Origin of the sequence: Nostoc sp. (genome assembly GCF_036917375.1) — a bacterium.
GTDB lineage: Bacteria > Cyanobacteriota > Cyanobacteriia > Cyanobacteriales > Nostocaceae > Nostoc.
Genome location: NZ_JBALDN010000029.1, coordinates 39,372 through 50,925, shown reverse-complemented (window position 1 = coordinate 50,925; position 11,554 = coordinate 39,372). Strand labels below are relative to the sequence as shown.

Here is an 11,554-nt window from a genome sequence, read left to right as displayed (position 1 = left end):
TTGTAATTCTACATCCATTGACCTACTTACCTTTCAGGGTTTTATTTTTTTATTCTTTTATTCAGAATACCCGGAAAGTGACAGAAGAGGGGTATTATTGTCTATGAGTTTGTGGAGATTGATGTATAAGCCTGTATTCTCGCTCAATCAAACCCAACAATTTTTCTTCGACAGCCGTTAAATAAGGGCGATTCACCTTCCCCAATAACTGCAACAGACTTTTGACTGTCTCCTCCAGCGAGTCTGAATACACCCGACTGATGCGATCGCAAATCACCTGCATCTGCTGACACTCCTGGGGCAGATAGTTGAAGGACTTCAGGTGCTGCAACCCAACGGCGTACTCCCCATCCCAGGTTTTGACAGTACAGCTGAATTCGCCCACATGGTTAACTAAATCTGTTAAGCATTGTGCAATTGATAGCAGATACCCTTGTGAAATGAAACCTGCTTGAATGAGCCATCCAGGTTGATAGTCGTCTCAGCACTACCGAGAAACAGGTAGCCATCTGTTCTTAATTGCTGTTTTACCTTTCTTAGCAAGGCTTTCTTGGTCTCTAGATCGTAGTAGATTAAAACATTGCGTAAAAATATCACGTCGATTTCGGGAAGGGATGACCAAGATTGCATCAGGTTGATCTGACGAAACTCTGCCATCTGGCGAATTTCAGACTTTATTTGCCAGTCACTATCTAGCCGATGAAAGTACTTGTCACGGAGATTTTCAGATAGTCCGCGGTTAATTTCAAGTTGGTTATAATGCCCTTTTTGGGCGCGCGCTAATACCTTAGTGGAAAAATCACTAGCAATTAGCCTTATAGACCAATTGGTAAGTAAGGGAAAATGTTCACGAATTAGCATAGCGATGCTGTAGGGTTCTTGTCCATTAGAGCAAGCAGCACACCAAATGTTTAGCGATCGCTCAATGGCTCGTTTTTTGATTAGCTCTGGTAGTATGTATTGTCTCAGTGCTTCAAAAGGGTAATGATCTCGAAAGAATGAGGTTTCATTAGTGACTAACGCCTCGATTGTCTGGATGTGAAGATTGTTAAAGGGTTGAGTGCGTAAATATTTCACCAGTTCAGCAATGAAAGCGAATCCTGCTGATTCTGCAATTGGTTGTAAATGTAACTCCGCTAGATAGCTTTTCTCAGCAGACAACACAACTGCTGAATGATCGCGAACTAATTGACGAAGATACTCAAAATCATTGGTGCTTACACTCTTAGTCTGTTCCATTACAGACCTAAAATAGGAATTTGATTGTAACGAATTCGCCGCATAATTTCACTTGCCATCTGGTCAAGGGTGACAATTTGATCGGCAAGTCCAGCATTAACCACAAAACTAGGCATCCCCCACACTACGCTACTAGCTTTGTCTTGTGCTAGCACTTGTCCACCCGCCTCGCGGATGCACTTACAGCCATGTAATCCATCTTGGCCCATACCTGTAAGGATGACTGCGATCGCCCCGGCACCATAAACTTCTGCTACCGAGCGAAACAGAACATCTACTGAAGGACGACAGGAATTTTCGCTCGGTGCTTGATGAGTAGCAAGTCGAACTACACCTTTGTCGCGTTGCACAACCAAATGAAAATCTCCCGGTGCAATCCAAGCTTGTCCAGGTTCTAATACCACTCCGGGAACCGCTTCGTTCACTGGGATTTGGCATTTAGAAGATAATCGTTCAGCTAATAGTTTCGTAAACATGGGGGGCATGTGTTGCACAATCAAAATGGGAACTGATAAATCGGCTGGAAGCTCTCTAAGCAAGACAGTTAGGGCATTAGGCCCTCCAGTAGAAACCCCAATTGCTACAACGTCAACCCGCTTGGGATTGGTGTAAAGGGGAAAAACAACTGGATGAGCAACCGTGCTTGGTGTTGTCAATGTAGTAGTTATTGCACCAAATACTTTAATTTTGGGAATCAAATCCGCTTGAATATATTGATTTATCGCCTCTACACTTCCTAAGTTACTAGGTTTTGTGGCATAATCTGAAGCCCCTAAAGAGAGAGCTTCGAGTGTTGCGATCGCTCCAGTCCGTGTAGAGGTGCTGAACATAATCACTGGTAGGTGGGGATAGATTTGTCGAATCGCGGAGAGAGTTTGTAAACCATCCATTTCTGGCATTTCAATATCCAGGATCACAATATCAGGATTAACCTGGGGAATTTTGGCAAGGGCGATACGACCGTTAGCAGCGACTCCTACCACTTCTAGTTCTGGATCGATGGACAAAATTTTACTAATTCGACTCCGAACTACTACCGCGTCATCAACAATTAGTATTCGGATTTTGGGCATTGGGGATTGGGGATTGGGGACACTTCTCTGCGAGAGTCTGCGCCAACGGCAAGCTCAGTACATCGCTGGGGACTGGGGACAGTGAAAAAACTAAATATAGCGTGAGTTTGACAAGTCTTATTTGACCTCTCCCCCAGCCCCTCTCCGACACGGAGAGGGGAGCAAAAAGCTTAATTTTTTGTTGCTCCTCCCTCTCCGAAACGGAAAGGGAGGTTGGGAGGGAGAGGTTCATCGAACTCAGGTTACGTTAATATATGAACTGGCTGACGACTTTCTGCAAATCTACTGCCATGCGCGATAATTCTGTGGCTGCCTGTAATGTATTATTCGTGCCAATCGTTGTACTTTGAGTATTCAATGCGACAACTGCGATATTTCTGGCGATATCAGATGTTCCTCTGGCTGCTTCAGCAATATTGCGGCTAATTTCATTTGTCGTTGCTGTTTGCTCTTCAATAGCACTAGCGATCGTGCTTTGAAAGTCGTTGATTTGATTGATAATATCAGTAATTTGAGTAATGGCTTGAACCGCAGCTTTTGTATCTGTCTGAATTGCTTCAATGCGCTGACTAATATCTTCAGTTGCATTTGCTGTTTGTTTGGATAATTCTTTCACCTCGTTTGCGACTACAGCAAATCCTCTGCCGGCATCTCCGGCTCTTGCGGCCTCAATTGTAGCATTGAGCGCCAGTAAGTTTGTTTGCCCAGCGATCGCAGTAATAACTTTAATTACTTTGCCAATTTCAATGCTGCTTTGACCAAGCTTATTAATTGTTTCATTGGTGCGGTCAGCAGTTTTAACTGCTTGAGTCGTGACTTTTGCCCCTTCCATGACGGTCTTAGCAATTTCTTGAATGCTGGCATTCATCTGCTCTACCGCAGTCAAAATTGTACTGCTATTTTGGCTCACCTGTTCGGCGGAGCTAGATGCAGAGGTTGCCTGTTCAGAAGTTTGTTCGGCGTTTTGAGTCATTTCTGTGCTAACTGCGGTCAATTCTTCTGATGAAGAGGCAACTGCCGTTGCCACCTCTGCCATCTGTCTGATTGAAGACCTCAAGCTACTAATCATTTGATTGGCATTATCTGTGAGTTGCTTAAAATCTCCAGCATTGCTTTCCTCAATTTGTTTGGCTAAATTTCCTTGGGCAACGACAAGGGTTACTTCATTAATACTTTTGATCTGCTCTTTTAAATTTGTAGACATTTGGTTAAAGTTATCAAGCAATCCTTGCCAACTCCCGTCTGCTCCTTTGACAACGGCTTGAGATCCGAGCTTCCCTTCTGTACCAATTTCAGTTGTCAAGCGAGAAACTTCTTGGGCAAAGTTTTGGTTTAAACTTACCACTTCATTAAAAACCAAGACAATTTCACTTAGTTCATTATCCTCAACAGGTAAACGGACGCTAAAATCACCATTTTTTACAGATTTAAGTGCTAAAAGTAACGCTTGCAGTTGCTCTTTTTTGACACCATTATCAGTCGCCGAAGCTACACTATCCTCTGAGGAAGATTTAGAGTTGGCTGTTTTTGCAGCCCGATTCGTAGTCATTGCAAGGCGCTCCTCAATTACTCGGTAACGTGATTTATCAAATTAACATTTAGAATTTTTTCGGCATCTAAAACTAGCAGAAATTCATCTAAGAGAGGGTAAGCTCCTGCTAGCATCCAACGCATTTTACCTTTTAAGGTTGTAGGTGGAAGTTGAAACGTGTTCTGTGGAAACTCTAAGACATCACCAACATTATCGACGAGCAGACTGACTACTTCATCTTCAAAACTTACAATAATATTAAATCCCTGTGACTCATCTACAAGTTTTATATTTGATTGTGTCTGTTGTTCGCTCATCTCTAATCGGCGTTGCAAATCGATTACAGTAATAATTTGTCCACGTAAATTAATTAAACCACAGATATCTGGTGGGGCTAAAGGTATACGAGTTATTGCTTGTGGGCGAATCACTTCTTGAACGTGCAGCACGTTAATACCAAAATAAACTCCTTTGAGAAAAAATGTACAAATTTGTTGTTCAGCCATTAGTAATCAATTGCAGCAAATGAGGGTTAGCAATGCGAATTACAGCCTCAATGTCAAGGATTTCTGTAATTTGACCCTGAAATACAGCGCACAAAAGCACACCTGGTCTACTAGAGACACCTGTAATTGTCAGTGGTTCTTCTACAATGTCAAGAATCCGCTCAACCACTAGCCCAACACTGAGTTCTGAGGAGGGTGAGACAATCACTATCTGGAGAGTCTCTGCCACAGTTGCCTTAGTCCGATCGTGGAGGTCATTTTCATAACTACGGAAAAACACTTTGTTCAGGTCAATTAACGGCAAAATTTTCCCGTAGGATTGTACGACATCCTGATTACCTACTTTCTCTACCGCAGAGCAAAGAATTTCTTCAAGCCGAAAGGCAATAGTCAATGGAATGCCCATACGAGCGCCTTCGGGCCCCTCAAACAATAATATTGTTTGACGAGCGATAACTTGATCTTGATCTTTTATGGCGTTTTCAATCAATAACTGCTGCTTTTGTTTTGCAGTTATACCAGAACGGTTCGCCAGACCAACAACATCAATAATTAATGTAACTGTGCCATCCCCTAGAATAGTTGCTCCGGCAAATAAAGATTGCGCCTTTAACTGTTTCCCTAAAGGTTTAACCATAATGTCTTGGATGTCTTCAATTGTGTCCACAACTAATCCGAATTGATAGTTATCAACTTGCACAATTACTAGACTGAACATTTCCAATTTGGAAACACTATTGGGTATTTGTAATACTTGATTTAAATAAACTAATGGTACAAGAGTGTCTCGCAAGCGATACACAGGTACATCGTAAAACATCTCAATCTGATTAACTGCCTGTGCTTCTAGGCGTACTAGCTCTTGGATACTTGCTTGGGGAATAGCATAGCGATCGCTGCCACTGGTGACAATTAATGCGGGAATAATCGCCAAGGTCAGGGGAATCTTAATTTTGAATGTCGTTCCTTGTCCTTTCTGGCTATGAATTTCAATCGTGCCATTAATTTTATCAATATTACTCTTGACAATATCCATCCCAACTCCACGCCCAGAAAGGTTTGTCACCTGTTCTGAAGAAGAGAAGCCGGGTAAGAAAATTAAGTTTATCGCTTCCGACTCACTCATAGATGCGGCTTCTACGGCACTCACTAAACCAAGTTGCTGCCCTCGCCTTTTGAGTTTTTCTAAATCCAGACCACGACCATCATCGCCAATTTCAATATTGACTTTGCCACTTTCATGAAAAGCTCTTAAAAATAGCCGCCCGACAGATGACTTTCCACAAGCAGTCCGCTCTGCTGGTAACTCAATGCCATGATCTATACAGTTGCGTACTAAGTGAGTCAAGGGGTCTTTAATCGCTTCAATAATGCTTTTATCCAGCTCAGTATCTATTCCCTCCATGTCAACCTTAACTTGTTTACCAGAAGCGATCGCCAAATCGCGCGTTACGCGAGGAAACTTTTGCCAAATAGTACTAATTGATTGCAGCCGAGTTTTCACGATCTCTTCCTGCAACTGGGATGTCAGAAGACTAAGGTGTTGGCAAGTAGCAGTAAAGCTACTATCCTTAAACTTGTTACTAAATCCAATCACCTGATTACGGGTTAAAACGAGTTCACCCACTAGGTTCATTACCTGATCTAGCAGGTTAACATTAACTCGGATCTGAGAAGATTCTGATGCTGTCAAGGTTGAGATTTCCGGGAATTCGTGAAGGAAATACGTAGTATCAATATTTGTCTGTAACCCTTGCGGATTAACAGCAGATGCGATCGTCGCCTGCTCAGTGAACTGCAATTGAGTTAAAGTCGTAATCAGTGCTGAATAATCGCGATCGCCCTCATGTCTGGTTGCTTCAATTTGGGACAGAATCTGCCGAATGCCGTCAAGTATTTGCAGTAAAGTATTGATAATCTTGGGGGTAATTGCTAGCTGGCGATCGCGTAAAGACGAGAGCAAATTTTCTCCAGTATGAGCAAGTGATTCCAATTTGGGAAACGGTAAAAAGCCGCAGTTTCCTTTAATTGTGTGGAGCGATCGATAAATGCGAACTACAGCTTCTCCTTGTTCTGATACTTTATCGAGACAAATAATATCTTGTTCAATTTGATTCAGATTTTCATAGCTCTCAATTAGGAATGCTTCTATATCATCGTTAATTTCAGTTAGCTCCATTACCTTTTCTGTGAAAAATTAGACCCTTTGTGTTCATGGTAATTTAATGTTAGTTTAATTGAAAATTTCAGCAATATACGGCTTTCAAATAATGTTTAGATGTTTCATGCTGAAAAGATAATGTTATTTTAATGGTAAAGTAATAAATATGCAATGTCCTTGTTGCTATTCAACTCAAACTTTCAAGAATGGTTTTCGCAAAGGCAGACAATGTTACAAATGTAAACAATGTGGTCGTCAGTTCCTCGAATCTTACCAAGCTTGGTGCTACTCAAACGATGTCAAGCAATTGTGTCTCAAGATGCATCTTAAAGGCATGAGTCTGCGAGAAATCGAGCGGGCGACAGATATTCACCACACGACAATTTTGCATTGGCTTCGTAAAGCCAAGCTTGACTTAGATGAAATTGCAAATACTTAACTAAAGTTTAGTTACACCTTATACCATTAACCTTTCAGCAGATGAATTTTAAATCTTTTTAACTTAAGCAACTAAATTTAAATATTTTTTTATGGTATAAAGATTATTTGATTAATATTTATTTAACTGATATCAAGATATCAATCAACAATTCTTGAGCTAAAACACAAAAGGGCAGAGATAATGACATTGGTTTTGATTATTGATGATGCAGCCTTTTCTCGCAGAATGATCCGAAAGTATTTGCAAGTTGATGGTTACGAAATTATAGAAGCAACTAATGGGCGTGAAGGATTAGAATTAGTTCACCAGCGCAAACCAAATTGTGTATTAGCGGATTTACTCATGCCAGACATGAATGGGTTTGAATTTCTGCAAGCTTTACAAGATGAAGAATTAAAAATTCCCACAATTATCATCTCAGCCGATATCCAAGAAGGGGCACGCAATCAAAGTTATAGCCTTGGGGCTATTAACTTTATTAATAAACCACCAAAAGAAAATGAATTGCGAAAGGCAGTCCAGCAAGTTCTTAATACTAAGGAATAAGTTTTGATGAATATAACAGCAGAACAACTGGATGCACTTCAAGAGTTGATTAATATTGGAATTGGTCGAGCCGCAAGTCTACTGAATGAGATGGTAGACTCTCACATTGGTCTGAAAATTCCATTTGTGAAAGTATTAACTGCTGCTGAAGCCTATCAGGAATTAGCAACACGATTCCATGATGACAGCTTGGCATCTGTAAGACTAGGCTTTACAGGTTCTTTTTCTGGTGCTGCTGGCTTGATTTTTCCTACTGACAGTGCATCATCACTCGTTGCAGTGCTTACAGGTGAAGAGCCAGGTTCTGCCGATCTAGATGCGGTGAAAATTGGCACTCTGAGCGAAATTGGTAACATTGTCATCAACGGGGTAATGGGTTCGCTTAGTAATGTGCTAAAGCAGCATGTGAACTATACATTACCTGTTTACTTAGAAGATACAATTGAAAACTTATTATTATCTACTTATGAAAACGATTCCAAAATCTTGCTAGCACAAGCTCGATTCATAATTGAACAGTTAGAAATTGTTGGGGATATTATTTTAATCTTTCACGTAGGTACATTTGATGCGCTCATAAATGCAATTGATGATGAAATTGCAGTCATGTAATCTATAAAACTTCCTAACCTAGCTAGATAAAAATATTTAAATCTTCTACTCAAATCCTGACGATGAAACAATGAATATCATAGAAAAAGCTCATGAACAATTTAGCCTTTTAGATAAAATTCCTTTAGGAGCTTTTGTTCTACAGTCAGATTACATTGTTTTATTCTGGAACTGCTGCTTGGAGGAATGGACAAAAATTTCCCGAAGTAAAATTTTAGGAAATTCAATTCTTGAATATTTTCCTCATTTAAATCAGTCTCGTTATAGTAGTCGCTTAGAGCAAATTTTTCAAGGCGGTCCTCCTGCAATCTTTTCTTCTCAATTGCATAAATATGTTATTCCTATACCGCTATCTCAAAATAAATATCGTATTCAGCAGACAACTGTAACTGCTGTATCTACAATGGACGAAAATAGGTTTTATGCCCTTTTCTCAATTGAGGATTTCACAGATTTAACTTTTCGAGTTCAGGAATATAAAAACTTACGAGATCAAGCACTAGCAGTAGCGGAAGAACGCCAGAAAGCCCAAGAAGCTGCTGAAGTAGCAAACCGCATCAAAGATGAATTTTTGGCAATTGTTTCTCATGAACTTCGTTCCCCTCTTAATCCAATTTTGGGTTGGGCAAAGCTACTGAAAAACCGCTCATTAAACGAAGCTACTACTGTGCGTGCCCTTGAGACAATCGAACGCAATGCTGTACTCCAGGCTCAGTTGATTGAAGACCTGTTGGATATCTCCCGCATTCTTCGAGGCAAGCTAGCACTTAATTTAGAAACTGTTGATCTTGCTTTTATTATTGAAGCTGCCTTAGAGACAGTGCATTTGGCAGCAGAAGCAAAGTCTATTCAAATTAATCTTGATCTAGATATAAAAATTGGACAAGTTAAAGGTGATGGTAGTCGTCTTCAACAAGTTGTTTGGAATTTACTCTCTAACGCCATTAAATTCACACCAGCCGGTGGAAAAGTCGAAGTCTACTTAGAACAGATTGATTCTCAGATACAACTCAGAATCATTGATACGGGTAAAGGTATTAATCCTGATTTTCTGCCACACGTATTCGAGTATTTCCGTCAGGCAGATAGTAGTACAAGCCGAAGTTATGGCGGATTAGGACTTGGTTTGGCGATTGTGCGCCAACTTGTCGAGTTGCATGGTGGTAGAGTTTGGGCACAAAGCCCTGGTGATGGACAAGGCGCGACATTTACAGTTTGCCTACCAATGCTTCAACAGAGTCTAGAATTCAAAATTGAAGATCAGAATATCTCTGACGATTCCCATCCATTCTGTATACTCCATGCTCCACTAGAAGGGGTACGCTTGTTAATTGTGGATGATGATGCTGATACCCGTGAGTTTCTTGCCTTCCTATTGGAAGAAAACGGAGCAATCGTGATGAGCGCAGCATCCGCCAACGAAGCACTCGCTCTAATTGCACAGTCAAAACCAGACCTACTGTTGAGCGATTTGGGTATGCCAGAAGTTGATGGCTACGCTTTAATCAAAAAATTACGAGCAATGCCTGCTAATCAAGGTGGACAGATTCCCGCTATCGCTCTAACTGCTTACGCCGCAGAAACTACACAAAAACAGGTTTTAACCGCTGGATTTCAACTTCATATCACTAAACCAGCCGACCCCTCAAAATTAGTAGCTGCAATTGCAGCACTTGTTGAGGACTAACTGCTTAATCAAAAGGTTTTCTGCATATATTGTTAAGATACGTAAACAGCTAGTGATCCTTACGGCAGCAAGCTATCCCTTCGGCGGCAAGCTACGCAACGTTAGTAACCTGAGTTCGGGATAATAAATCCTCAAAACCCTTGATTTCTCATTGTTCGGTCTGAAGCTCTGTTTTAATATCTTCTCAATAAAGCATATTGTTGATATTAGTCTTATTTATAAGTCTTGTTGACAAAATGATTGCACTTTAAAGGTTTCTTATATCACTTAGAGTTATGCTCAACCCTTACAAAATACGCTTTTTAGCTTCTGTCTTAACCCGAACTCAGGTTTAGTAAGTTATCCAAGTTTAAGGGACTTCCAGAAATTAAAATATACAGTATACAATAATAATAATCATTCCAAGGGGAAGGGAGATGCTGCCTGCGGCAGCATCTCCCTTCCCCGTTTTGTAGTAAATTCAAGAATGATTCAATTTTTGGGTATCTAGAGGTGTCTATACAATTAACGGATTCACTCGTAAAGTTGTTGAAGGAAACGGCACAACAATTAACAGGAGCAGCCAAACGTAAATTCATCGCACAAACAGTTGCGGCATTAGGACAAGGAGGACAGTCTCGCTTCCGAGCGAGAGTTAGGATGGAATCGCGTAACTATTGGTAAAGGAATTAAGGAATTAAATAGTGGTATCACTTGTGTGGATAATTACCAAGGCATCAAAGATGGCGATTTCCTGAAATAAAAACTCTCAGTAGACCGAAAAGTTCTGCGATCGCTAAAAAACAGTAGTCTACGATACCGTTTTTTTGAAAATGTAGAAGTGCTGATAGGCTGAGATAAATGATAAGATTAGCTTATAAAAAAGCCCTAAAAATCAACCAAAATTAGCCAGATGGCAAGTAAATTTCGCAGGCTAGCCCATAGTTGCGGTCTACTGCTTGGCGTAAAAATTCAAGCATCTGTTTGAGGGTAAATAGATGAGAAAAAACTTGTCTAGTGCTTCTTTTTAATCGGCTCAGATAATGCCATACTAGATAAATCCATATATTAATAATTAAAAAAGCTAAAGCTACAAATAGAAGCCGAATAGTGGGATTTTTAATAGTAGTTTTTATCCGGCACTGATTTTTCATTCGGTAGCTGCTTTCAATACTATCCTTTTGGGTAGCTGCCCGAATTAAAATTTCAAAAATATTCATTTTAAATCCAAACCAATTGAGCTACCGAAGATTACAATCCTCATAGATCACGGCTATCATCCTGAGAAACTTACCCAAGCGTTAGCAGATTTATCCTCAAATCATGAGCTTTCATCCAATTAGAACTTTCAGCCAAGCAATCGTTAGCCGAAAAAGAAGCTAATGAGAAATCTGGATTGTGCCTATTGCTGCTAGATGGGTAATTGAGAAGTCAAACGCTTGGGTGGAGCGATGTAAGAGTTTAGTTAAAAATTTTGACCGGACACTCGTTTGTGCCAATGCCAAGCTCAAGCTTTGTTTTATCAGATTGATGCTCAAAAGACTAACCACTACCTAGAAAAAAGATATCAAATGGGTTCTATAACTCATCAAAAAGTAAGCGATTTCTGTAGACGCAAAGATGCCTCTGGTACGGAATTTAAATATATTTGCTAATGCTCAACTTTGTTGTTAGATAGCCCATCTTTTTGGGAAAGCTAGTCTTATTAATTAGTAAATTATTATATCCCTAGATTTTTATGACAATTTCTCTCTTTTTTGGAGATGCTGGGCGTAGCT

10 protein-coding genes and 2 pseudogenes are annotated in these 11,554 nt (G+C 40.3%); 5 read left to right on the top strand and 7 right to left on the bottom strand.

Going from position 1 to position 11,554, the window contains the following annotated elements; translation table 11 throughout:
• Window positions 1–94 precede the first annotated feature (94 nt).
• The 6 genes from V7K45_RS07945 to V7K45_RS07920 form a co-directional block, all read right to left on the bottom strand.
• Entirely contained in the window at window positions 95–385 is a 291-nt protein-coding gene (locus tag V7K45_RS07945; RefSeq protein WP_335002089.1) for a hypothetical protein, read from the bottom strand.
• Window positions 386–402: 17 nt separating this feature from the next.
• A complete protein-coding gene (locus tag V7K45_RS07940; RefSeq protein WP_335002087.1) occupies window positions 403–1,239 on the bottom strand; it encodes a CheR family methyltransferase in 837 nt (278 codons plus the stop codon).
• A complete protein-coding gene (locus V7K45_RS07935) occupies window positions 1,239–2,312 on the bottom strand; it encodes a protein-glutamate methylesterase/protein-glutamine glutaminase (RefSeq protein WP_335002085.1) in 1,074 nt (357 codons plus the stop codon). Before V7K45_RS07935 ends, V7K45_RS07940 begins: the two co-directional genes overlap by 1 nt.
• A gap of 247 nt (window positions 2,313–2,559) precedes the next feature.
• On the bottom strand, window positions 2,560–3,861 hold the full coding sequence (locus V7K45_RS07930; protein ID WP_335002083.1) for a methyl-accepting chemotaxis protein: 1,302 nt from the start codon (window positions 3,859–3,861) through the stop codon (window positions 2,560–2,562).
• 17 nt (window positions 3,862–3,878) lie between these two features.
• Window positions 3,879–4,349 carry a chemotaxis protein CheW gene (locus tag V7K45_RS07925; RefSeq protein WP_335002081.1) on the bottom strand — a complete coding sequence of 157 codons (471 nt, stop codon included), beginning with the start codon at window positions 4,347–4,349 and terminating at the stop codon, window positions 3,879–3,881.
• On the bottom strand, window positions 4,342–6,528 hold the full coding sequence (locus V7K45_RS07920) for a chemotaxis protein CheA (RefSeq protein ID WP_335002078.1): 2,187 nt from the start codon (window positions 6,526–6,528) through the stop codon (window positions 4,342–4,344). Before V7K45_RS07920 ends, V7K45_RS07925 begins: the two co-directional genes overlap by 8 nt.
• Before the next feature lie 148 nt (window positions 6,529–6,676).
• On the opposite strand from V7K45_RS07920, the gene V7K45_RS07915 reads away from it, so the two are divergent.
• The 5 genes and pseudogenes from V7K45_RS07915 to V7K45_RS07895 form a co-directional block, all read left to right on the top strand.
• Window positions 6,677–6,949 (top strand): IS1 family transposase, encoded by a 273-nt coding sequence (locus V7K45_RS07915; protein ID WP_190937236.1) that lies wholly within the window; start codon window positions 6,677–6,679, stop codon window positions 6,947–6,949.
• A gap of 183 nt (window positions 6,950–7,132) precedes the next feature.
• A complete protein-coding gene (locus V7K45_RS07910) occupies window positions 7,133–7,498 on the top strand; it encodes a response regulator (RefSeq protein ID WP_179070312.1) in 366 nt (121 codons plus the stop codon).
• A 6-nt stretch (window positions 7,499–7,504) separates the two neighbouring features.
• Window positions 7,505–8,110: a chemotaxis protein CheX gene (locus V7K45_RS07905; protein ID WP_335002074.1), complete on the top strand. Its 606-nt coding sequence runs from the start codon at window positions 7,505–7,507 to the stop codon at window positions 8,108–8,110.
• Window positions 8,111–8,180: 70 nt separating this feature from the next.
• Window positions 8,181–9,797: an ATP-binding protein gene (locus tag V7K45_RS07900; RefSeq protein ID WP_335002072.1), complete on the top strand. Its 1,617-nt coding sequence runs from the start codon at window positions 8,181–8,183 to the stop codon at window positions 9,795–9,797.
• Window positions 9,798–10,295: 498 nt separating this feature from the next.
• A pseudogene (locus V7K45_RS07895) lies at window positions 10,296–10,506 on the top strand (ISAzo13-like element ISMae28 family transposase); the annotation flags it as partial.
• 175 nt (window positions 10,507–10,681) lie between these two features.
• On the opposite strand, the pseudogene V7K45_RS07890 reads toward V7K45_RS07895, so the two are convergent.
• A pseudogene (locus V7K45_RS07890) lies at window positions 10,682–10,948 on the bottom strand (ISH3 family transposase); the annotation flags it as partial.
• Window positions 10,949–11,554: the final 606 nt, after the last annotated feature.